This is a genomic window from Sphingomonas sp. Leaf9 (assembly GCF_001421355.1).
In the GTDB taxonomy this organism is placed as follows: domain Bacteria; phylum Pseudomonadota; class Alphaproteobacteria; order Sphingomonadales; family Sphingomonadaceae; genus Sphingomonas.
The window spans coordinates 160,673-181,672 of record NZ_LMKC01000003.1 but is presented as its reverse complement, the minus strand read 5'-3'; the positions used below and the strand labels follow the sequence as shown (position 1 = coordinate 181,672).

21 protein-coding genes and 1 tRNA gene are annotated in these 21,000 nt (G+C 68.0%); 7 read left to right on the top strand and 15 right to left on the bottom strand.

Annotated elements, in window-relative coordinates; translation table 11 throughout:
• Positions 1-3: 3 nt before the first annotated feature.
• The 9 genes from ASE58_RS08755 to tkt form a co-directional block, all read right to left on the bottom strand.
• A complete protein-coding gene (locus tag ASE58_RS08755; protein WP_055820073.1) occupies positions 4-996 on the bottom strand; it encodes a L,D-transpeptidase family protein in 993 nt (330 codons plus the stop codon).
• Between the two features lie 55 nt (positions 997-1,051).
• A complete protein-coding gene (gene thiE, locus ASE58_RS08750) occupies positions 1,052-1,738 on the bottom strand; it encodes a thiamine phosphate synthase (protein WP_055820070.1) in 687 nt (228 codons plus the stop codon).
• Between the two features lie 268 nt (positions 1,739-2,006).
• The gene (locus ASE58_RS08745) at positions 2,007-2,912 is read right to left on the bottom strand and encodes a fructose bisphosphate aldolase (protein WP_055820067.1); all 906 of its coding nucleotides are present in this window, start codon (positions 2,910-2,912) and stop codon (positions 2,007-2,009) included.
• A 30-nt stretch (positions 2,913-2,942) separates the two neighbouring features.
• On the bottom strand, positions 2,943-3,257 hold the full coding sequence (locus ASE58_RS08740; RefSeq protein WP_156347675.1) for a type II toxin-antitoxin system PemK/MazF family toxin: 315 nt from the start codon (positions 3,255-3,257) through the stop codon (positions 2,943-2,945).
• 8 nt (positions 3,258-3,265) lie between these two features.
• Positions 3,266-3,502: a ribbon-helix-helix protein, CopG family gene (locus ASE58_RS08735; protein ID WP_055755878.1), complete on the bottom strand. Its 237-nt coding sequence runs from the start codon at positions 3,500-3,502 to the stop codon at positions 3,266-3,268.
• A gap of 191 nt (positions 3,503-3,693) precedes the next feature.
• Complete coding sequence (locus tag ASE58_RS08730) at positions 3,694-4,884, bottom strand: phosphoglycerate kinase (protein WP_055755875.1); 1,191 nt, start codon at positions 4,882-4,884, stop codon at positions 3,694-3,696.
• Between the two features lie 105 nt (positions 4,885-4,989).
• Entirely contained in the window at positions 4,990-5,529 is a 540-nt protein-coding gene (locus ASE58_RS08725; protein WP_327196336.1) for an MOSC domain-containing protein, read from the bottom strand.
• Positions 5,472-6,479 carry a type I glyceraldehyde-3-phosphate dehydrogenase gene (gap, locus tag ASE58_RS08720; protein ID WP_055755873.1) on the bottom strand — a complete coding sequence of 336 codons (1,008 nt, stop codon included), beginning with the start codon at positions 6,477-6,479 and terminating at the stop codon, positions 5,472-5,474. Before gap ends, ASE58_RS08725 begins: the two co-directional genes overlap by 58 nt.
• Positions 6,480-6,491: 12 nt before the next feature.
• Entirely contained in the window at positions 6,492-8,471 is a 1,980-nt protein-coding gene (gene tkt, locus ASE58_RS08715; RefSeq protein WP_055821016.1) for a transketolase, read from the bottom strand.
• 116 nt (positions 8,472-8,587) lie between these two features.
• Here tkt and ASE58_RS08710 point away from each other — a divergent pair, with 116 nt between their 5' ends.
• From ASE58_RS08710 to ASE58_RS08695, 4 genes are all read left to right on the top strand, one after another.
• Positions 8,588-8,779: a hypothetical protein gene (locus ASE58_RS08710; protein WP_055755871.1), complete on the top strand. Its 192-nt coding sequence runs from the start codon at positions 8,588-8,590 to the stop codon at positions 8,777-8,779.
• Entirely contained in the window at positions 8,779-9,081 is a 303-nt protein-coding gene (locus ASE58_RS08705; RefSeq protein WP_055820064.1) for a cell division protein ZapA, read from the top strand. The genes ASE58_RS08710 and ASE58_RS08705 overlap by 1 nt, the downstream gene beginning before the upstream one ends.
• 180 nt (positions 9,082-9,261) lie before the next feature.
• Positions 9,262-9,807 carry a 5-formyltetrahydrofolate cyclo-ligase gene (locus tag ASE58_RS08700; RefSeq protein ID WP_055820062.1) on the top strand — a complete coding sequence of 182 codons (546 nt, stop codon included), beginning with the start codon at positions 9,262-9,264 and terminating at the stop codon, positions 9,805-9,807.
• Positions 9,804-10,019 carry a DUF2842 domain-containing protein gene (locus tag ASE58_RS08695; RefSeq protein WP_055821014.1) on the top strand — a complete coding sequence of 72 codons (216 nt, stop codon included), beginning with the start codon at positions 9,804-9,806 and terminating at the stop codon, positions 10,017-10,019. The genes ASE58_RS08700 and ASE58_RS08695 overlap by 4 nt, the downstream gene beginning before the upstream one ends.
• 17 nt (positions 10,020-10,036) lie before the next feature.
• Here ASE58_RS08695 and ASE58_RS08690 read toward each other — a convergent pair.
• The 5 genes from ASE58_RS08690 to ASE58_RS08670 form a co-directional block, all read right to left on the bottom strand.
• Positions 10,037-10,113 (bottom strand) — tRNA-Asp (locus tag ASE58_RS08690).
• Positions 10,114-10,210: 97 nt separating this feature from the next.
• On the bottom strand, positions 10,211-11,536 hold the full coding sequence (locus ASE58_RS08685) for an NAD(P)/FAD-dependent oxidoreductase (RefSeq protein WP_055820059.1): 1,326 nt from the start codon (positions 11,534-11,536) through the stop codon (positions 10,211-10,213).
• 29 nt (positions 11,537-11,565) lie between these two features.
• Positions 11,566-13,008: an aldehyde dehydrogenase family protein gene (locus tag ASE58_RS08680; RefSeq protein WP_055820055.1), complete on the bottom strand. Its 1,443-nt coding sequence runs from the start codon at positions 13,006-13,008 to the stop codon at positions 11,566-11,568.
• 106 nt (positions 13,009-13,114) lie between these two features.
• Entirely contained in the window at positions 13,115-15,112 is a 1,998-nt protein-coding gene (locus ASE58_RS08675) for a PepSY domain-containing protein (RefSeq protein WP_162233520.1), read from the bottom strand.
• A gap of 34 nt (positions 15,113-15,146) precedes the next feature.
• Positions 15,147-16,388, bottom strand: coding sequence for a carbohydrate porin (locus tag ASE58_RS08670; RefSeq protein ID WP_162233519.1), 1,242 nt, complete (start codon positions 16,386-16,388; stop codon positions 15,147-15,149).
• A gap of 271 nt (positions 16,389-16,659) precedes the next feature.
• Here ASE58_RS08670 and ASE58_RS08665 point away from each other — a divergent pair, with 271 nt between their 5' ends.
• From ASE58_RS08665 to ASE58_RS08655, 3 genes are all read left to right on the top strand, one after another.
• Positions 16,660-17,826, top strand: coding sequence for an amidohydrolase (locus tag ASE58_RS08665; RefSeq protein WP_055820044.1), 1,167 nt, complete (start codon positions 16,660-16,662; stop codon positions 17,824-17,826).
• 129 nt (positions 17,827-17,955) lie between these two features.
• Complete coding sequence (locus ASE58_RS08660; protein WP_055820041.1) at positions 17,956-18,624, top strand: haloacid dehalogenase type II; 669 nt, start codon at positions 17,956-17,958, stop codon at positions 18,622-18,624.
• On the top strand, positions 18,621-19,352 hold the full coding sequence (locus ASE58_RS08655) for a cupin domain-containing protein (RefSeq protein WP_055820039.1): 732 nt from the start codon (positions 18,621-18,623) through the stop codon (positions 19,350-19,352). The genes ASE58_RS08660 and ASE58_RS08655 overlap by 4 nt, the downstream gene beginning before the upstream one ends.
• A 222-nt stretch (positions 19,353-19,574) precedes the next feature.
• Here ASE58_RS08655 and ASE58_RS08650 read toward each other — a convergent pair whose 3' ends face one another.
• Positions 19,575-20,774: a DUF1624 domain-containing protein gene (locus ASE58_RS08650; RefSeq protein WP_055820036.1), complete on the bottom strand. Its 1,200-nt coding sequence runs from the start codon at positions 20,772-20,774 to the stop codon at positions 19,575-19,577.
• Between the last annotated feature and the right edge of the window lie 226 nt (positions 20,775-21,000).

Genomic DNA, 21,000 nt, shown 5'->3' with positions numbered 1-21,000 from the left:
CCCTTACGGCTGGAAGATCGCCGGGGTGCCGGGCTTGACCATCAGCGACAGCCGCGCGACGTCCCAGTTGGTCAGGCGGATACAGCCATTGCTCTCGGTCTTGCCGATCTTGTCCGGCTCAGGCGTGCCGTGAATGCCGTAATGCTCCTTCGACAGATCGATCCAGACGACGCCGACCGGATTGTTGGGACCGGGCGGTACGATTTCCTTGCTGTCCGACTTGTCGGCATGGCGCAGGATCGCCGGGTTGTACTGCCAGTCCGGATTGGGCGCGACGCCCTGAATCTTCCATGCGCCGATCGGCAGCGGATCGTGCGACGAGCCCATGGTGGCCGGGAACTGGGCGAGGATCTTGTCGCCCTGATAGGCGCGCAGCCAGCCCTCGGATTTGTCGACGACCACCCGGTCGGCCTGGGGCTGGTTCGCATCGACGTTGAGGTTGGCGAGCGTCTGGCGATAGTCGCCGGACCAGGTATCGGCAAAGCTGCGCGACGACGGCAGGACGTTGGGGAACACGACGCGGGTGCCGGGGCGCAGCATCGTTTCCCGGCTGTTGAGCGCGACCAGCGTGGCCGGCGTCGTGTGGAACATCTCCGCCAGCTTTTCGAGGGGTGAGCGGTAGCCGATCGTGGTCAGCTTAGCCTGTTCGGCATAATCCTTCGGGATCGGGTTGGTGTACGGCCCGGCGAGTGCGCGATCGGACAGAGTGAGCGTGACCGTGGCCGGGCGCGTGTTCGGGTTCAGCGCGCGGGTGGTTGCCGCATCGAGCTTGCCGGTGACCGGCAGCCCCCGTGCCGTCTGGAACCCGCGCAGCGCCTGCTTGAACAGCATGCTGTCCTTGCCGTCGATCACACCGGTCGTGAAGCCGTGCCGGTCGAGCAGTACCTGCGCGTGCAGGATGGTCTGGTCGATCGCCGGAGCCTGCGGCGTGGGCGCAGGCGCCTGTGCCACCGCGACACCGCTTGCCAGAATTGCTGCCAAGGCCAACCGCTTCATACACCATCCCCAACATTGTTGAGGATGGATAACGACCGGACTTCGCAGACGATCCTTACTTGCCGAGCACGCCCGCAAAGGCGCGGATCGCCGCTGCTTCGTCGCCATTCCACACCGCGCCCGACACGGCGAGGAAGTCGGCCCCGGCCGCGACCAGCGGGGCGGCATTGTCCGGCGTGATGCCGCCGATCGCGACGCAGGGCAGTTCGAACACCGTCGACCACCACGACAGCAGTACCGGGTCGGCGACGTGGGTCACCTGCTTGGTCGTCGTCGGATAGAAGGCACCGAAGGCGACGTAATCGGCCCCCGCCTCACCGGCTTCCATCGCGAGATGGCGGCTGTCATGGACGGTCACGCCGATCTGGACGTTGGGGCCCAGCACGTCGCGGGCTTCGCGGGCATCGCCGTCGTCCTGCCCCAGATGGACGCCATCGGCGCCCAGCCGCTTGGTCAGGCTGATGCTGTCGTTGACGATGAAGGCGACGTCGTGGTCGGCGCAGATCTTTTGCAGCGGTTCGGCCAGCCGTGCGGCGGCGTGCTGGTCCATGTCCTTCACCCGGAACTGGAACGCCGCGACCGGCCCGGCATCGAGCGCGCGGGCGAGGCGATCGGGGAAAACGCCGGTCACGTCGAGCGGCGAGATCAGGTAGAGCTGGCACGGCGGGCGGCGGAAATCGCGGACGAACTGCTTCGCGAAATCGGGCGACAGGGGGCCAAGCGGGTCTTCGATGAGGGTCATGGCCCCTCCCTGCCCCAGTGTGACGGCGGGTGGAAGGGTTTCGGCGGGCCAAAGTTCACTAAGTTCACACTCGCACGCGTTTCGCGTGCGCAGTTGCGAGTGACTATCAATAGTTGTTCTGCCCGGTCGCTTGCGGCGGAAGAAGAAGCGGGACCCCGGGTCAAGCCCGGGGTGACGAAAGGGAACGGATCGGCCACAATGACAAAGAGCACCGGCCGCCGAAGCGTCCGATGCCCTTTTGCCATGCTCAGGAGCAGGTAGGAAAGCGTTACGCTGCGACGAGCGTCTTTTCGGTCGAGGCGCAGTGGATTTCGTCGATCGCCTGGCCCAGCGCTGCGTCGAATTCGGCGTCGGTCATCTGGTGGCGCAGGTCGGAGAGCAGCGCGCGGCTGAAGCTGGCGATGATGCCGGGGTTCTTCGCCAGTTCGGCGCATGCCTCGGTACGGCTGAACCCGCCCGACAGCGCGACGACGCGCAGCACGCGGGGGTGGTCGACCAGCGGCTGGAAGAGGCCGGGCTTGGCGGGCAGCGACAGCTTCAGCATCACCTTGTCATCGCCGGTCATCGCGTCGAGCGCCTTGAGCGTCTCGTCGAGCAGGATCTGGTCGGCCTCTGCCCGTTCGGCGCTCTTGATGTTCACTTCCGGTTCGATGATCGGCATCAGGCCGTGCGACAGCACCTGATCGGCGATCTCGAACTGCTGCTCGACCACGGCGGCGATGCCCTTCGCATTGGCGAGGTTGACGACCGAGCGTTCCTTGGTGCCGAAGATGCCGAGCTTGGCGGCGCGTGCCAGCAGCGCGTCGAGGTCGGGCATCGGCTTCATGAGTTGCACGCCGTTCGCTTCGTCCTCCAGCCCCTTGTCGATCTTCAGGAAGGGCACGACGCCCTTGTCGGCCAGCGCCTGCGGCACGGGCTTGCTGCCCGCCTGCCCGTCCATGGTGCGTTCGAACAGGATCGCACCGATCACCTTGTCCCCCGAAAAGGCAGGCGACAGGATGATGCGCGCGCGCATGTCGTGGATCAGGCCGAACATTTCCTCGTCCGAACCCCATGCGCCGTCGTCGATGCCATAGCCCTTCAGCGCCTTCGGCGTCGAACCGCCGCTCTGGTCGAGCGCGGCGATGAACCCGTGTCCGTCGGCAATCTTTGCAGTCATGTCGGCGTTGTTCATGTTCGACCCCTTAGGTTTGAAGCGTTGCGTCTAGAGCGCGAGCCAGCGCCGGAGCGCCTGGTCCACCTGCTCCATCGATGTGGCGTCCGCCTGCCCCAGAACCCGCACGATGCGGCTGCGGCGCAGCGTCTTGATCTTGTCGACCTGCGCCTCGCTCTCGACCGATATGCCGGTCGTGTCGGACACGGGAAACGGCACGCGAAACAGCGTCTCGCCGCCGGTCAGGCTGGTCATGGGCACGAGCGTGGCCGAGGCGTGCGCTTCGTTGAACAGATCGGATTGCACGACCAGGAAGGGGCGGCGCTTCACCGCCAGATCGCCCGGCCCCTCGACCAGCACGATCATGCCGCGCCTTATCTCCACCGGCCATCCTCCGCTTCCACCCGGTCGAAGAATGCCCAGTCGGCACCGTCGTCACGCGCCGCGGCACGTTCGGACTGACGGCGGGCTTCGGCGCGAAAGGCTTCGTCGTGCAGCTCGACATAGCGGCGCACGGCATCGCGGGCGATGTCGCTTTTCGATCGCCCCTGCGACCGGGCGACATTGGCGAGCCGCTCCTCCAGTTCGGTGTCGAGTCGTACCCCTAGCAACGCCCTACCCTTCGTTTAACGTGTTGAACGGGTAGTCGCGGTTGGGATTTGGATCAAGTCTGTTGTTGGGTGTGCAGGCCCTAAAACGCCGGACCCCCGCGCAGGCGGGGTCCAGAGCCAGACAACGCAGCGTAGCGTCCGGCGCCCTGGACCCCCGCCTGCGCGGGGGTACCGTGGATCGGGTGGCGGGTTTAGCGGATCAGCGCGGCGACGCCGGGCAGCTCCTTGCCCTCCATCCATTCGAGGAACGCGCCACCGGCGGTCGAGATGAAGCTGAACTGGTCGCTCACCCCGGCCTGGTTCAGCGCGGCGACGGTGTCGCCACCGCCCGCGACCGATACCAGCGAGCCATCGGCAGTCAGCGCCGCCGCCGTCTTCGCGAGCGCGACGGTCGCCACGTCGAACGGCGGGGTTTCGAACGCGCCCATCGGGCCGTTCCACACCAGCGTCCGGCAGTTCTTCAGCACGTCGCCCAGTGCCTCGGTCGCGGCAGGCCCCACGTCGAGGATCATTTCATCGGCGGCGACTTCGTGGACGTTGACGGTGCGGGTGGCGGGGTTCGGCTTGAACTCCTTGGCGACCACCACGTCATACGGCAGGTGGATGGTGCAGCCGGCCTTTTCCGCCGCGTCGAAAATCTCGTCGGCAGTGCCGGTCAGGTCATGCTCGCACAGCGACTTGCCGACGTTCACGCCACGCGCGGCGAGGAAGGTGTTGGCCATACCGCCACCGATGATGAGATGATCGACCTGCCCGACCAGATGCTTCAGCACGTCGAGCTTCGACGACACCTTCGCCCCGCCGACGACCGCGGCGACGGGGTGCTGTGGATTGCCCAGCGCCTTGTCCAGCGCGTCGAGTTCCGCCTCCATCTGCCGCCCGGCGAACGCCGGGAGCTTGTGGGCAAGGCCCTCGGTCGAGGCATGGGCGCGGTGGGCGGCCGAGAAGGCGTCGTTGACGTACATGTCGCCGAGCGACGCGAAGCGGTCGATCACCGCCGGGTCGTTCTTTTCCTCACCACCGAAGAAGCGCGTGTTTTCGAGGACGGCGATGTCGCCGGGGTTGAGCGTCGCGACATTCGCCTCGGCCCCTTCCCAGTCGACATAGCGGACTTCGCGGCCGAGCACCGACGCGAGCGGCCGGACGACCTGCGACAGCGAGAATTCGGGGCTCGGCTGCCCCTTGGGACGGCCAAAATGGGCGAGGATCAGGACGATCGCGCCGCGATCCGCCAGTTCGGTGACGGTGCCGATGGTGGCGCGCAGGCGGGTGTCGTCGGTGACGGCGCCATCGGCCATCGGCACGTTCAGGTCCTCGCGGACCAGCACGCGCTTGCCGGTGAGGTCGCCCATGTCGTCGAGCGTCTTGAAATTACGGCTCATGTCTTCGCTCCTTTTGGCCACCCGCTCCTCCTGAGTAGCCATTGAGCGAAGTCGAAATGGCGTATCGAAGGATGCTTCGATACGGGCCTTCGACAAGCTCAGTCCCTACTCAGCACGAACGGGGGCGTGGGTTTCAATTCTTATCTGGTCGCCGACGCGCATCATGCCGCCTTCGATCACCTGCGCCAGCGCGCCGCCGCGCCAGTCGGGGGTGAGCGCCGCGCGCAGGCCTTCGGCGATGGTTTCCATGCGGCTGCACGGGTCACATTCCTTGGTGATGGCGAGCAGCACTTCGCCCACGCGGATGCGCACGCCGGCGATCTTTGGAAGGTCGAAATCCTCTACAGCCAAATTCGCGCGGCGTTCCCACCAGGGCAGGTCGTGGCCGATCAGCGTCATCGCCTGTGCCCAGTCGCCGACTTCCATCAGCGACACCTGCCGCTTGTTGCGGCCGGGCTTCAGCGCGCCCCGGAAATCGCCGTCGATGCCGGTTTCGACGGTGACGCGCACCGCCTGGACCAGCTCGATCGGCCCGCGCGAAAAAGCGTGGCGGGCGATGCCCTTCAGGATACCGCCCGCCACCGGGATCAGCCCAGCTTCGCCATCGCGGTCGCGGTGTCGACCATGCGGTTCGAGAAGCCCCATTCGTTATCGTACCACGACACGACGCGGACCAGTTTGCCGTCGAGCACGGCGGTTTCGAGGCTGTCGACGGTCGACGACGCGGGCGTGTGCACGATGTCGATCGACACCAGCGGTTCGTCCGAGAAGACCAGCACGCCCTTCAGCGGGCCCGATTCCGCTGCGGCCTTCAGGATGGCGTTCACTTCATCCTTGGTCGTGTCGCGCTTCGGGGTGAAGGTCAGGTCGACCAGGCTGCCGTCCGGCACCGGCACGCGCACCGCCGAACCGTCGAGACGGCCCTTCAGTTCGGGCAGCACTTCACCGACCGCGCGGGCGGCGCCGGTGGTGGTCGGGATCATCGACATCGCAGCGGCACGGGCGCGGCGCAGATCGGGGTGGATCTGGTCGAGGATCTTCTGATCGTTGGTATAGGCGTGGATCGTGGTCATCAGGCCGCGTTCGATGCCGATCGAATCGTTCAGCACCTTGGCGACCGGGGCCAGGCAGTTGGTGGTGCACGACGCGTTCGACACGATCGTGTGGCCGGCTTCGAGCTTGTCGTGGTTGACGCCGTACACGACGGTCAGGTCGACATTCTTGCCCGGGGCCGAGATCAGCACGCGCTTGGCACCGGCATCGATATGCTTCTGGCAGGCGTCACGGTCGGTGAAGAAGCCGGTGCATTCGAGCACCAGTTCGACGCCCAGTTCCTTGTGCGGCAGGTTGGCCGGGTCACGCTCGGCAGTCACGCGGATGCGCTTGCCGTCGATGACCAGATCGTCGCCTTCGGCGGCGACGTCGCCCGGATACTTGCCATGGACCGAATCGCGGCTGAACAGCCACGCGTTCGACTTCGCGTCGGCCAGGTCGTTGATCGTCACCAGCTCGAGCCCGCTATCGGGGCGTTCGAGGATCGCGCGCGCCACCAGACGGCCGATGCGCCCGAACCCGTTGATCGCTACTTTCGTCATATCCGCGTCTCCTCAGTTGCCAAGCCGCGCCAGCACCTTTGCGGTGATGGCATCGGCGGTCAGTCCGAAATATTCGTAGAGCTTGTCGGCCGGGGCCGATGCGCCGAACCGGTCGATGCCGAAGCGCAGGCCGTCGACCATGGTGTAGCGTTCCCAGCCGACGGTCGTGCCCGCCTCGATCGACACGCGCAGGATCTCGTCCGGGCGGGCGTGCGGCAGCACGTCCTCGCGGTACGCCGCGTCCTGCGCATCGAAGCGCGACCAGCACGGCATCGACACGATATCGGCCCCGATGCCCTTCGCTTCCAGCTGCTGCGCGACGCCGACGGCGATCTCGACCTCCGAACCGGTTGCGATCAGGATGACGCGGCGGTCGGCTTCGGCCGATTTCAGGCGATAGGCACCCTTGGCGCTGCGGTTCTCACCCGTTTCCGTGCGAAGCTGCGGCAGGTTCTGGCGCGACAGGGCGAGCAGCGACGGGCCGTCGCGACGCTGTACCGCCAGTTCCCAGCATTCCGCCGTCTCGACCGCATCGGCGGGGCGATACACGTCGAGGCCGGGGATGATGCGCAGGCTCATCACATGTTCGATCGGCTGGTGGGTCGGGCCGTCTTCGCCCAGACCGATCGAGTCGTGGGTCATGACATAGACGACACCGGCATTCTGCAGCGCCGACAGGCGGATCGCGGGGCGGGCATAGTCGGCGAAGACCAGGAAGGTGCCGCCATAGGCCAGCACGCCGCCGTGCAGCGCCATGCCGTTCATCGCCGCCGACATGCCGAATTCACGGATGCCGTAGTGGATGTAGCGGCCCGAATAATCCTCGGCCGTCAGCGGGGTCAGCGCCTTGGTCTGAGTATTGTTCGAGGGCGTAAGGTCGGCCGAGCCGCCGATGGTTTCGGGCAGCGAGGCGTTGATCGCTTCAAGGGCCAGCGAGGATGCGACGCGGGTCGCGATCTTCTTCGGCTCGGTGATCAGGCCGTCGATATGGGCTTTCAGCGACCAGCCGTCGGGGAGCTGGTTCGCCATGCGGCGCTCGAACTCGGCGCGGTCGGCATGTGCCGACAGGCGGCTGTTCCAGTCGGCATGGACCGACTGGCCCCGTGCGCCGATTTCCTTCCATGCATCGGTCAGCTTTTCGGGCAGGTGGAACGCCTCATGCTCCCACAGCAGCGCGGCGCGGGTGGCGAGGATTTCGTCGGCGCCCAGCGGCGAACCGTGGACCTTGTGGCTGCCGCCCTTGTTCGGGGCACCCTTGCCGATCACCGTGCGGCAGCAGACCAGCGACGGGCGCGGGTCGGCGGCGGCTTCGGTCAGCGCGCGTTCGATGTCGGCGAAGTCGTGGCCGTCGCAGGCGACGACGTGCCAGCCGGTCGCGGCATAGCGGGCGGCCACGTCCTCGCTGGTCGACAGGTCGGTCGAACCGTCGATGGTGATGCGGTTGTCGTCCCACAGGACGTTCAGGCGGCCGAGCTTCAGGTGGCCGGCAAGGCCGATCGCCTCGTGGTTGATGCCTTCCATCAGGCAACCATCGCCGGCGATCACCCAGGTGCGGTGATCGACCAGCCCGTCACCGAACACGGTGTTCAGGTGCCGTTCGGCGGTCGCCATGCCGACTGCCATCGCGAGGCCCTGCCCCAGCGGGCCGGTGGTGCATTCGATGCCGGGCAGTTCGAAATTCTCCGGGTGGCCGGCACACGGGCTGCCGAGCTTGCGGAAATTCGCAATGTCCTGAAGGGTCGGCTTGGCATAGCCGGTCAGATGGAGGAGCGAATAGATCAGCATCGATCCATGGCCCGCCGACAGGACGAAGCGGTCACGGTCGGCCCAGTGCGGATCGGCCGGGTCGAACTTCAGGAATTTCGACCAGAGGACGGTCGCGACATCGGCCATGCCCATCGGCATGCCGGGGTGCCCCGAATTGGCGGCCTCCACCGCGTCCATCGACAAAACGCGGATGGCGTTGGCGAGTTCGAGCTGGGATATGGTCACGCGCACTCCTGTTGGGCGCTGATAGGGTCGCGCGAGCCTTTGGAACCGTCGCGCCGTTCAGTCAACCGCCAAACCCGAGGTTTGTTTAACATGTTTAGCAAGGATCGATAACTCCGATGAGCGACACACCCCATGCCGCCACCATCGCGCGGATCGAACGGGCGCTGGAACGGATCGAACGCGCGGCACAGGCCCAGGGCGAAACGACTCGTGCGCTGTCGTCACGCCACGCCGCGCTGCGTACCCGGATCGGCGATGCGATCGGCGCGCTGGACGCGGTGATCGCGCGCGAAGCGGACGCCGACTGATGGGCCAGATCACGCTGACCATCGCCGGCCGCAGCCATCAGGTCGGCTGCCGCGACGGGGAGGAGCCGAAATTGCGCGCGCTGGGCGCGATGCTGGAACGCCACGCCCCCGCCGTGCAGCACGCATCGGGCGGGTCGTCGGAGCGGACCCTGCTCTACATCGCGCTGATCCTGGCCGACCAATTGTCGGAGCGCGAGGCCCCGGCGGCGACCGCGGACGGAACCGGCGAACTGCTCGACCGGATCGCCGAACGGTTGGAAGCCGTCGCATCCGCCCTTGAGGAACCAGCTGCCGACGCCTAAATAGGGGTCGGCGGGACTGCCCGGTGCGAGCCTTGCATAATCCCTGAGGCTATTTCTTCATCCATGGGGGTTGTCCCTGCGCAGATCCTGGTCTGACGTACATGATCCCCACCTGACGTACCGTGCGTCAGTGGATAACGCGGCAAACGGCCCATGGTGGTTCCGCCACACCCCATTTCCATGACCGACAAGCGTATCCTTCGCGCCGAACTGCGCGCACGGCGACGGGCATTCGTTGCGGGCGGGCCGACGCCCCCTGCCCCGCCGCCGCTGTTCCTCGCTGCGCTGCGACCCGGCATGATCGTCGCCAGCTATGTCCCGATCGGCGGCGAGGCCGATCCGGCGCGGTTCGATGCGGCGGCGCGGGCGGCGGGCGCGCGGCTGGCATGGCCGGTGGTCATCGACCGCGAATCGCCGATCAGCTTCCATAGCGACGATACCATGCACGACGGGCCATTCGGGCTGCGTCAGCCAGGGGCCGAATCGCCGGCGGTCGCGCCGGACATCATCCTGACGCCGCTGGTTGGGTTCGATGCAGCCTGCAACAGGCTGGGCCAGGGGGCGGGCCATTACGACCGGGCGTTCGCGTGCTGGCCGGATGCACTGCGAATCGGTATCGCGTGGTCGGTGCAGCACGTCGACGCCCTGCCGTGCGACCCGTGGGACGTGCCGCTGCACGCGATCGTCACCGAAACCGACCTGTTCCTGACCGGAGAATGCCCATGAACGAGCCGACATGGCGCAAACCCGCCGGGGTATTGGCGATCCTGCTGATGCTGACGCTGTGGGCGATCGCGGTGGCGATGCTGTCGCCGATCGTCGGCGGCTGGCACTGGGCGGTGCAGCTCGTGTTCTACGTCGTGGCGGGCATCGCGTGGCTATGGGTGCTACCGATGCGACGGATGCTGTTGTGGATGGAAACAGGCCGCTGGCGGTAGCGCCGATCCGGTAAGGATGGCGCGAGTGACGGGGCTCGAACCCGCGACCTCCGGCGTGACAGGCCGGCGCTCTAACCAACTGAGCTACACCCGCTCTCTAGCGAGGAGGTGGCGTCTAGGGGAGCGAATCGCCGGTGTAAAGCAGGTATTTTGCGCCCGACACGAAAAGCACCCGCCGGAGCCGGCGCCGATCAGAAATCGGCGACCTTGCCCCAGGCGGATTCGCGGAATCGGTCGGGGTGATAGGGCTTCGGGTCCACGATCGGTTCGGCCCCGGTCAGCATGTCGGCCAGCAGGTGGCCGACGCCCGGCCCGATGCCGAAGCCATGCCCGCTGAAGCCCGAGGCGATGACGAAGCCGGGGATCGTCTCCACCTCGCCGATGCCGGGTACGCCGTCCGGTGTGCTGTCGACATAGCCCGCCCAGCGCGCGGTGACCGGACGCCCTTTGAGTGCGGGCATCAACGCGAGCGCGCGTTCGTGCGTCATGCGGATCGCCGCCGGATCGGGATCGGGGTCGAGGATGCGGGTCTTTTCCATCGGCGTCGGGCGGTCGAGCCGCCATTTCGCCAGCGTCTCATGCCCGGCGCGCGCGCCCTGCACCCCGCCGGGGCGCAGCTTGCGCCAGCGCCGCAGGAACATCGGGATAAACTGGGGTGAGAAACGCAGCAGCTGCGGCGTCGGATCGACCCGGCCAAAGCCGCTGATCGCCAGCGTGTAGCTGCCATCGACGCGGCGGGTGGCCGATACCTCGCTGGTATGGAGTGCGGGCGGCAGGTCGCCATCGCCGGGACCGACCGACAGCGCCGCCTGCCGGATCGTCGCCTGCGGGAAGCGGATGCCATATTGGTGGCAGAAGGACGACGCCCATGCGCCTGCGCTCAGGATCGCGGTACGGGTGCGGATGGTGCCGCGTTCGGTGACGACCGCCGAGAGCCGCCCGCCGCTCGTCTCCAGCCCGCGCACCGCGCAATCCTGCACCACCGCCGCGCCCAGCCGCTGGGCGGCGCGGGCAGCGGCGGGAGCCGCGCGCGACGGGTCGGCGGTGCCGTCGGTCGGCGACCACACCCCGCCCTTCCACGCGCCATCAATGCCATTGCTGCGCTCGGCAGTCTGCGCGGCGGTCAGCATGTGCGTTTCGACATCGACGCTGCGCGCGAACTGGCCCCAGCGCGCCCACGTCGCGATCTCGGCTTCGTCGCGGCTGAGATAGAGGAGGCCGCAGCGGCGAAAGCCCGCATCCTCACCGGTTTCCGCCTGGAACTGCTCCCACAGGTCGAGCGACTTGGTGGCCATCGGCAGTTCGCGCGCGTCGCGATTTTGCTGGCGGCACCAGCCCCAGTTGCGGCTGGACTGTTCCGCGCCGATCCGCCCCTTTTCCAGCAGCATAACCGACAGGCCTCGCTTGGCGAGATAATAGGCGGTGAATGCGCCGATGATGCCGCCGCCGATGACGACGACATCCGCTTCCGCCGGCAGCGCGGGCGAGGATTCGACAGGGGTGAGCGGTACGCGCATCGAAAGGCTCCTGCGACAGGCGGCGCGGCTCAATAGCCGAGCATCGCCTTCGTCTCCAAAAATTCGTCGAGGCCGTGGACGCCATATTCGCGGCCATTGCCCGACTGGCGATAGCCGCCGAACGGGGCGTGCGCGGTCCAGGGGGGATAGTTGATATGCACCTGCCCCGCGCGAATCCGGCGCGCGACGGCACGGGCGCGGTCGTGATCGGCCGACTGGACATGCGCGCCCAGGCCATAGACCGTATCATTGGCGATGCGCACCGCATCCTCGATATCGTCATAGGGCTGGATGCACAGGACGGGGCCGAAGATCTCCTCCTGCGCGATCCGCATCCGTGGGCTGACGTCGGAAAAGATCGTCGGGCGCACGAAATAGCCGCGATTGAGCCCGTTCGGCCGGCCGGGACCGCCGCACACCAGCCGCGCGCCCTCCGCCATGCCCGCCGCGATCATCGCCTGCACCCGGTCATGCTGGGCGCGATTGGCGATCGGGCCCATCGCGGTCGCCGGATCGGCGGGATCGCCGACGACGATGGCCTCCGCCGCCGCGCGGGCCAGCGCCTCCACGTGCGCCAGACGCGTTACGGGGACGATCATGCGGGTCGGGGCGCTGCACGACTGGCCGACATTGCGCATCGCCGACAGCACGCCCTTGCCCACCGCCGTGTCGAAATCGGCATCGTCGAGGAAGACATTGGGCGATTTACCGCCCAGTTCCTGCACGACGCGCTTGATGGTCGGTGCCGCCCCTTGCGCGACCAGCATCCCCGCCCGCGTGGAACCGGTGATCGATACCATGTCGACATCGGGATGCGACGACAGCGCAGCGCCGACGACCTCGCCCGTGCCGTTCACCAGGTTGAAGACACCGGGCGGCGTGCCGGCATCGGCCATCACCTCGGCAAACAACAGCGCGCTGAACGGTGACAGCTCGCTGGGTTTCAGGACGACGGTGCACCCGGCGGCGAGCGCGGGGGCGACCTTTGCCGTGATCTGGTACAGCGGCCAGTTCCACGGCGTGATGAGCGCGGCGACGCCAATCGGTTCGCGCGCAATGGCAAAGCCGGCCTCTTCGCGCAGGAAGCGATAGCTGCCCAGCACCTCGATCTGGGCGCGGACATGGGCGATACCGGCGGGCACCTGCGATGCGCGGGCAAAGGCGATCGCCGAGCCCATTTCGGCGGAGATCGCCTGCGCAAAGCGTTCGGCGCGTTCCTCCAGCAGATCGGCGATCCGCTGCAGCAGTGCGATGCGATCCGCGACCGAGGTTTCCGAAAACGAGACAAATGCGCGGCGCGCGGCGGCGACCGCCAGGTCGACATCGGCGGTGTCGCCCATCGCAATGGCGCCGATCGCGCTTTCGCTGGCCGGGTTGACCACGGCGCAGCGCGGGGCGGTGCTGCGGTCGACCCAGCGGCCGTCGATGTGAAAGCTGGTGGCGTGGGCGCTGCCCGGAACGTCGGTGACCATGGCCGACAGCTTAGCGCCGCAGGACAAGGGGATCGTGCCAAAAACGCAGCCATCGGGGTATCTTTATGCCGCACGGCAGATGCTGCCGCATGCGACATGCCACGGATTACAGATCGAGCGTCAGATCGGTGCCGCCCGCGCGCGATACGCAGGCGGTCATCCAGCGGCCCGAGCGGCGATCGGCGGGGGACAGGATCGCGTCGCGATGCTCGATCGCGCCGTCGACCACCCCGACCAGACAGGCACCGCACACCCCCATGCCGCACGACCGGTCGATCCGCACCCCCGCATCGGCCAGCGCGTCGAGCAGCGACCGGTCGGCGGGAACCGGCACCCGCCGGCCCGAGTGCGCCAGCTTCGCGACAAAGGCGCGCGGCGGCGCGGCATCCTGTGCCGACACGCCAAAGGCTTCGCGGTGCAGCGCCCCATCGCGCCAGCCGGCGGCGCGGGCAGCATCGAACAATGCGTCCATGAACGCGACCTGACCGCAGCTGTAGAGATGGCGTCCGCGTGCCGGGGCGGCAACGATCGCGGCCATGCGTGCGGCCTGTTCGGTGCGGGACAGCGCGATGTGGAGCGTGGCGGCATCGCCCAGTTCGGCGGCGATGACGCTGCGAAACGGCATCGATTCGCGCGTGCGGCCGAAATAGTGCAGCTCGAACGCGATCCCCTTCGCCCGAAAATGGCGGGCCATGGCGAGGATCGGGGTGATGCCGATCCCGGCGGCGACCAGCACCGCGTGGCGGGTGCCGCGGACGACCGGAAAGTGGTTGGCGGGCGGTGCGACCAGCAACTCGGCCCCGGCGACCAGCCCGTGCATCGCCAGCGACCCGCCGCGCCCCGACGGATCGGCGCGCACGGCGATCCGGTAATCGTCGCGCTCGCCCGGCGCATTGGTCAGCGAATAGTGCCGCAGCAGCGTGTCCGACAGTCGCACCGCGACATGCGCGCCGGGCGTGGCGGCGGCGATCGGGCCGGGGTCGACCGGCACCAGCCGGAACGCCTTTACCCCGTCGCATTCGTCGACGACCTCCACGATCCGCATCCGGACGAAGCGGGGCGACGGCACCGGATGGCGTGCCAGCCAGCTGCGCAGCCCGCTGATCGCCAGATAGACGATGCCCGCCATCGTCAGCAGCGTCGCGACCAGCCCGGCGATCCCGCCGACCTTCCCCTGATGCACCGCATAGCCCCAGTAATAGAGGCGCGCGCCGGCGGGGGTGTCGGCATAGCGGCGATGGAGCAGGATGCGGCCGTCGCCGGGATCGGCAAAGAAATATTGCCGCCCCTCCGGATTGCGCGCGTCGGGATCGTGCAGGTTGATCTCGATCGCTGCCGTCGGTGCCTTGGGCGCGCGGATCATCGCCTGCGCAGGCACATCGCCCAGCCGCGACAGGACGCCGCGCCATGCTTCGGCATAAGCGACCGGACCCGATCGCGCGGGCACGACGGGCCTGGTCGCCGCCACGCTGCCGGTCGCGCGGTAGAGCAGGTCGGCGACGGCGGGGAAGGCGAGCGTCATCCCCGCCAGCGCGATCGGCAGCGCCAGCGGCAGGACCGCCGTCCCGACCAGCCCGTGGCGCGCGCGCCGCCGGGTCCGCCCCTTCGGCAGACGCGCTGGCCGCAGCGCCGATCCCCATGCCCCCCGCCGACGCGGCCACCAGAGCCATAGACCGGTCACCGCCAGCAGCGACAGCGCGGTCGCGACGCTGCCGGCCACGGCCTTGCCCGGCTCGATCCCCAGAAAGATCAGGCGGTGGAGATATTCGGCGATCCCGTCCCATCCGGCATAGCGCGAGCGAACGTCCCGCAGCCGACCCGAACAGGGATCGACATCGACCTGCACCGCATCGACGAAGCGGATCGACAGCGGCTCGACCGGATCGGCGCGCAGCCACAGCGTATCGAACGCCACGCCGGGGTGCCGCGCCGATGCCACGGCCACGGCGTGCGCCAGCGCATCGGGCGTGGCGCAGTGCCGCGTTGGAGCACGGCCACCGGCGAGCGCGGGATCGTGGCGCAGCGCCATCATCGCGCCGGTGGCGGCCATATAGGCGGCGAGCAGCCCGACGATCAGGCCGACCCAGCGGTGACCGCCCCGCATGCTGCGCCGAACGATCATGCCCGGCGCCGCGTGGTCATTCGGCGATCGATGCGGTCAGCCGCAGCCCGAGCACCACCGCATTGCCGACCGTGGGATCGAGCCCCGGCGAGACCACATACTGGACGTGCGGCTGCACCCCCAGCCAGTCGGTCAGCGCCAGCCGGTGGTTGAGCTCGATCACCGCCTCGCCGCGCGGGGCGGTGCCATAGTCGGCGCGGACCAGCGCGCGCATCGCGCTGCTGCCGCCGGCATAGGCGATGGCGATGCCGGTATCGTCGTCCGGCCGACCGGGCACCCAGCCATGCCCCACCACGCCGAGCGACGAGAACCCGCCGAACATGTTCACCCGGTCGTCGGCTGTGCCGATCCGGAAGAAGCCGCGTATTCCCCGCGTGCGGTCGCCGCTCAACTGCGCTTCGCCGCGCAGATACGCTCCCTGATTATGCGCGCGGCGCACGACCGCCGCCGCGCTGCCCGCGTCGAACCGGTCGTCGCTGCGCGCGGAATAATGCCATCCGCCCGCCAGCAGGCGGACGACCCCCAGCTCGACATCGGCCTCCCCGATCAGCAGCGCACCGTCGCGCCCGGCCAGTCCGACCCACATCCGGCGCGGGCGAGCGGGATCATTGGGTACGCCATCGGCGGCGGCGGCGCGCACGGTCACCCGGTCGCCGATCTTCACCTGCCCGCGTATCGCCATCCCGGTACTGGGAAAGGTCGAGGGGCCGCCGGCACCCGACGCGCCCAGTTCGGTGCCCATGCCGAACGCGCTGTTGACGAACAGCAGCGACGTCTGCAGCGCGTCGAATTCGCTGTTCACGTCGTACAGCCCGGCCTTCACCGACCAGCGATCGTCGGGCCCACGATGTTCGGCCCACGCCTCCAGCACGCGGAACAGCGGCACGCCCGCCTCGATGCTCGACACGATCTGTCCGTCGCCGACCAGATCACCGCTGAAGCTGGCGCCGTTGTTGTAGAACCCGTGGACCAGGACGGTGGTGCGCGGTGCCACGCCCAGCGCGTCGAGGTCGGCCGTCGCGATCGCGCTGACATTATTGATCCAGCGCGTGCCGCGCCGCTTGCCCCCCGCCACCGACGACAGGATATCGCCGGTATAGGCGAGTTGCAGGACCAGCGGGTCACGCGCCTCCACCTCCGGCAGTTCGACATTGCCCGGCGCGCGTTCGACGCTGGGTGCCGCGACCTGCGCGCTGGCGGACGCGATACCGCCCGCCGACAGCGCCAGCGCCGCCCAGACCGCCCTGCCCCATGACACCCGCATATTCCTGTCCAACCCGCCTGCGCGATGCCGCCGGAATGCGGCCATCGATCCTGTTGCGATGCCATATTGCGCGATGCGCGCAGCGATTTTCGCCGTAGGTGGCGGGCTTTCGCACGCTTCCTGCCGTTCGCCGCGCCATGCCCGCGGCACAAGATGCCGTCCAGCGCGCGGATCGACCGCCGACCTGTTGCCGGGCATCCCGCCAGCGGGGTTGACCACGCCTTTGCCGCGGGGACATGCTGCGCCCCTCGCCGTGGGGATTGCCATGTATCACCGTTTTGCCGACATCATCGACGCCGTGACCGCGATCCGGCACGACATCCACGCCCATCCCGAACTGGCCTTTGCCGAACACCGCACCGCCGCGCTGGTCACCGAACAGCTGGCCGCCGCCGGGCTCAGGGTGACGACGGGGATCGGCGGGACCGGGGTCGTCGGCACGCTGACCCATGGTCGGCCCGGCGCGACGCTGGGCCTGCGCGCCGACATGGACGCGCTGCCGTTTCAGGAACAGGGCGCGCCCGACTATGCCAGCACGAAGCCCGGCGTATTCCATGGGTGCGGCCATGACGGGCATACCGCGATCCTGATCGGTGCCGCGCGGCATCTGGCGTCGCTGCCGCCGTTCGACGGCACGATCCACTTCATCTTCCAGCCGGCCGAAGAGGGACAGGCCGGCGCGCGAGAGATGATCCGCGACGGGCTGTTCGAACGCTTCCCCTGCGATTACGTCTTTGCCCTCCACAACTGGCCCGACCTGCCGGCGGGCGAATTGCAGACCCGGCCCGGCCCGATCATGGCGGCGGCGGACAAGTTCGAGATCGCGATCCATGGCAAGGGCGGCCATGCCGCGCAGCCGCACACCACGCCCGACGCGGTGCTGGCGGCGGCGCAGCTGGTGACGCAGCTCAACACCATCGTCGCCCGCCGCGTGCCGCCGACCCGCTCGGCCGTGCTGTCGGTCACGCAGATCGCGGGCGGGCAGACGCACAACGTCATCCCCGCCGACGTGCGGCTGGTCGGCACCGTCCGCACCTTCGACCCCGTGGTGCAGGATATTGTCGAGGCCGCGGTGCGATCGATGGCGGAGGGGATCGGTATCGCCACCGACACACGGGTCGAGGTGACCTATACCCGATACTATCCCGCCACGATCAACGACCCGCAAGCCGCGGCGATCGCGCTGGCGGCGGCGGCGGATGCCGGGCTGGCCCATGCCGAGGCACCCGACCCGGCGTTCACGTCCGAAGACTTCTCGTTCATGCTGCAGGCGTGTCGGGGGGCCTATGTCTGGCTGGGGCAGGCGCGCGCAGGGGCGGAGAACGCCGCGTTGCATCACCCGCGCTACGACTTCAACGACGCGATCATCGGCCCCGGTATCGCATGGATCACCGCGCTCGCCGGACGCGTGGTCGGCGCCCCCCAAGCATAATATGCCGCACCCCCTGCCGAGCCATGCCGCGCAATCGGCAGGATATTGCTTCGGCACGGGGGAAACGACGGCGCAGCACGCCGTGCCGGCGGTATCGTCACGGCCATACCTCTAGTCAGGAGTGGGGAAATGGCCGGTCTTCGTCCCAAATATATCAGCTTCGATTGCTATGGCACGCTTATCAACTTCGAAATGGCCCCGGTCGCGCGCACGCTCTATGCCGACCGGGTTGCGGCCGAGGCGCTGGACCAGTTCACCGCCGATTTCTCCGCCTATCGCCTCGATGAAGTGCTGGGCGCGTGGAAGCCGTATCGCGACGTCGTGGAGAGCGCCCTCCGCCGGACCTGCGCCCGGAACGGCGTCGAGTATCGCGACAGCGACACCGCCACCGTCTATGCCGCCGTGCCGACATGGCGGCCGCATGCCGATGTCGTCGAACCGCTGAAGCGTGTCGCCGCCGAATATCCGCTGGTCATCCTGTCCAATTCGATGGTCGACCTGATCCCGCACAGCGTCGAAAAGCTCGAGGCACCGTTCCACGCGGTCTACACCGCCGAGGAAGCGCAGGCCTACAAGCCCCGGATGCAGGCGTTCGAATATATGCTCGACCAGCTGGGCTGTGCGCCGGAGGACATGCTCCATGTCTCGTCCAGCTTCCGCTACGACCAGATGACGGCGTACGACATGGGCATCAAGTCGAAGGCGTTCGTCGATCGTGGGCACGAACCGGTGAACCCCTATTACGAAGTGAACGTGATCCCGAGCCTCGCCGGGCTGCCGGGGCTGGTCGGCCTGTGAGCGTCGTTGCCGAGGCACGCGCGGCGGTGCTGCCGCAGGATTGCATCGACCTGCGTGCGTTCGTCGCCGATGCCGAAGCCGGCGTCGCCTCGAGCGAAACCGGCGATGCGTGGTTTTCCACGCGCCGCATGGCGACGCCGCCGGGCGGGCCGGTGTCGGTCGGCGCGCTGGTCCTGTCGGGTGAGGGCCATGTCGACGCGCTGCCGGGTGACGAGTTCGTCTTCGTCGTCGACGGCACGCTGACCATCGGCGACCTGACGCTGGGCCGCGATGCGAGCGCGATGCTGCCCGGCGGGATCGGCTTCGACTGGCGAGCGGCGGCGGGGACGCAGGTCGTCGTCATGCGCTGCACCGGGGGCACGCCAGGGGCATCGGCACCGGTCGCGATCGACCTGTCGCCGACGCGGGTGCCGTCGAACCCGCCGGCAGCCGAACTGCTGCTGTCCGACGCGCCGCAATGCCACAACCACACCGACTACAAGTCGGCGAGCGGGGAGTTCTCCGCCGGCACCTGGGCATCGACGCCCTATCACCGGCGCAACAACCTGTACCCGCATTGCGAGCTGATGCACCTGATGGAAGGGTCGGTGACGTTCGAGGATGCGGCCGGCACCGCCCATCGCTTCGTCGCGGGCGACCTGTTCGTCGTGCTGCGCGGCGCGCGCTGCTCGTGGCTGTCGGAAGAGGATGTGGTGAAGGTCTGGGCGATCTACCGCCCCGTCGAATAGGCACAAGAAAAGGGCCGCCCGGCCGGGGAACCTCCCCCGGCCGGGCGGCCCTTTTTCATGCCTGGCTCAGAGCCTGGTTGAAACGTGCCGACGGCACGTTTTGCGGTGCCTGCCCGCTCCCCCACCCGGCCACCCATTCAGGATACGCTGTGGGTGGCCGGGTGGGGGAGCGGGCAGGCACCGCCTCGAAACTCGCGCTTTCGCGAGTTTCCAAACCGACTCTTACAGATATTTGAGCCACCAGATATCCTTGCGCCGCTGCTTCAGCCCGGCGAACCAGCGCGTCGGAAAGAACAGCACCACCAGCAGCCCGGCATACCATGCCCAGATCCAGCCGAGATTGCCGAGCGCGAAGACCGTGCCGTGCGTCGGCCCCCAGATGGCGAAGGCGATCAGGTACAGCGCGCGCAGCACATAGAGGTGGAGCAGGTAGTAGAACATCGGCGCCCCGCCGAACGTCGCGAGCGGCGGGATCAGCCGCGACGACTGGAACCGTTCGAACGCCGCGAGCAGCAGCGCGCCGATCCCGACGGTCGGCATCAGGAACAGCAACGACGCGGGATATTTGGTCAGCGCGAGGAAGCTGATCGTCGTGCGCAGCGGCGTGCCGGCATCATACCAGGGCCGGTCGCCATAGACATTGGCCCAGCGCAGCGCGACGAACCCGACGATCAGCCCGACGCCCAGCAGCACCAGCCGCCGCTGCCGCACCGCCGGGTCGGTGCCCTTCGCGAACCACGGGCCGATGCCATAGCCGAGCAGGATCAGCCCGATCCACGGCAGGACCGGATAGGTCGTCTTCCACGTGATGCCGAGGAATTCGAACGCCGTGCGCTGGTGCAGCATCGCCCATGGCACGAAGAATGTGTCGCCCGGCGCCAACACGATTCCGTCGAGCAGGTTGTGTCCGCACACGATCGCAAGGCCCAGCGTGACGATCACCGTGCGCGAGAAATGCACCGCCCCGGCAAGGCAGATCATGCTGAACCCGATCGCCCAGATGACCTGCAGCCACAGCGTCTGCGGCGGGAATTTGGCCGACCATGCAAACGACACGAAGCTGATTTCGAGGAGCAGCAGGAACGCGCCCCGCCGCAGCAGGAAGTCGGAGACTTCGGCGCGCGAATGCTTCTGGCCATATAGATACGCCGCCAACCCGGTCAGGCCGACGAACACCGGCGCACAGATCGTGCTGAGCAACCGGGTGAAGAACAGCGCCGGCATGACCGTACGCGCATCGACCGGATCGCCGACCTGCAGGTGCAGGAAGAACGTCTCGCGCACATGGTCGAGCAGCATGATGACCATGACGAATCCGCGCAGCGCGTCGATCGACTGCAACCGCGTCGTCGCCACCGCCTTTGGTATCGCCGCCAGTCCGCCGCGCGGTCGCGCATCGCCGTCAAAGGCCGCCGTCGCCATAGTCGCCTCCCATCGTCACCGATCCCAATGCTGTCATAGTCCGCCCGTCGCGTGACACTATATCACTGTTTTTCGGGTGTCGCGCGGTCGAAGCGGTCGTTGCGGCGGCGCTTTACCGCCGATCCTGCCGCGCCCCGGAGCGCAGCAAATCAACCGTGGCGGCGGGTGCAGCAGATTATTGCGAAACCGGCGCAAGATCGAACGCTTCCCCTGCCGATTGGTGCGA

What these genes read in the sequence shown, in the direction of transcription:
- ASE58_RS08675 (WP_162233520.1), bottom strand. Translation starts at nt 15,112, where the DNA reads ATGCGGGGCGGTCACCGCTGGGTCGGCCTGATCGTCGGGCTGCTCGCC.
- ASE58_RS08705 (WP_055820064.1), top strand. Translation starts at nt 8,779, where the DNA reads ATGGGCCAGATCACGCTGACCATCGCCGGCCGCAGCCATCAGGTCGGC.
- ASE58_RS08725 (WP_327196336.1), bottom strand. Translation starts at nt 5,529, where the DNA reads ATGGGGCTTCTCGAACCGCATGGTCGACACCGCGACCGCGATGGCGAA.
- ASE58_RS08665 (WP_055820044.1), top strand. Translation starts at nt 16,660, where the DNA reads ATGTATCACCGTTTTGCCGACATCATCGACGCCGTGACCGCGATCCGG.
- ASE58_RS08650 (WP_055820036.1), bottom strand. Translation starts at nt 20,774, where the DNA reads ATGGCGACGGCGGCCTTTGACGGCGATGCGCGACCGCGCGGCGGACTG.
- ASE58_RS08680 (WP_055820055.1), bottom strand. Translation starts at nt 13,008, where the DNA reads ATGGTCACCGACGTTCCGGGCAGCGCCCACGCCACCAGCTTTCACATC.
- ASE58_RS08740 (WP_156347675.1), bottom strand. Translation starts at nt 3,257, where the DNA reads ATGATCGTGCTGGTCGAGGGGCCGGGCGATCTGGCGGTGAAGCGCCGC.
- ASE58_RS08710 (WP_055755871.1), top strand. Translation starts at nt 8,588, where the DNA reads ATGAGCGACACACCCCATGCCGCCACCATCGCGCGGATCGAACGGGCG.
- ASE58_RS08700 (WP_055820062.1), top strand. Translation starts at nt 9,262, where the DNA reads ATGACCGACAAGCGTATCCTTCGCGCCGAACTGCGCGCACGGCGACGG.
- ASE58_RS08695 (WP_055821014.1), top strand. Translation starts at nt 9,804, where the DNA reads ATGAACGAGCCGACATGGCGCAAACCCGCCGGGGTATTGGCGATCCTG.
- ASE58_RS08660 (WP_055820041.1), top strand. Translation starts at nt 17,956, where the DNA reads ATGGCCGGTCTTCGTCCCAAATATATCAGCTTCGATTGCTATGGCACG.
- ASE58_RS08730 (WP_055755875.1), bottom strand. Translation starts at nt 4,884, where the DNA reads ATGAGCCGTAATTTCAAGACGCTCGACGACATGGGCGACCTCACCGGC.
- ASE58_RS08745 (WP_055820067.1), bottom strand. Translation starts at nt 2,912, where the DNA reads ATGAACAACGCCGACATGACTGCAAAGATTGCCGACGGACACGGGTTC.
- thiE (WP_055820070.1), bottom strand. Translation starts at nt 1,738, where the DNA reads ATGACCCTCATCGAAGACCCGCTTGGCCCCCTGTCGCCCGATTTCGCG.
- gap (WP_055755873.1), bottom strand. Translation starts at nt 6,479, where the DNA reads ATGACGAAAGTAGCGATCAACGGGTTCGGGCGCATCGGCCGTCTGGTG.
- ASE58_RS08685 (WP_055820059.1), bottom strand. Translation starts at nt 11,536, where the DNA reads ATGCGCGTACCGCTCACCCCTGTCGAATCCTCGCCCGCGCTGCCGGCG.
- ASE58_RS08755 (WP_055820073.1), bottom strand. Translation starts at nt 996, where the DNA reads ATGAAGCGGTTGGCCTTGGCAGCAATTCTGGCAAGCGGTGTCGCGGTG.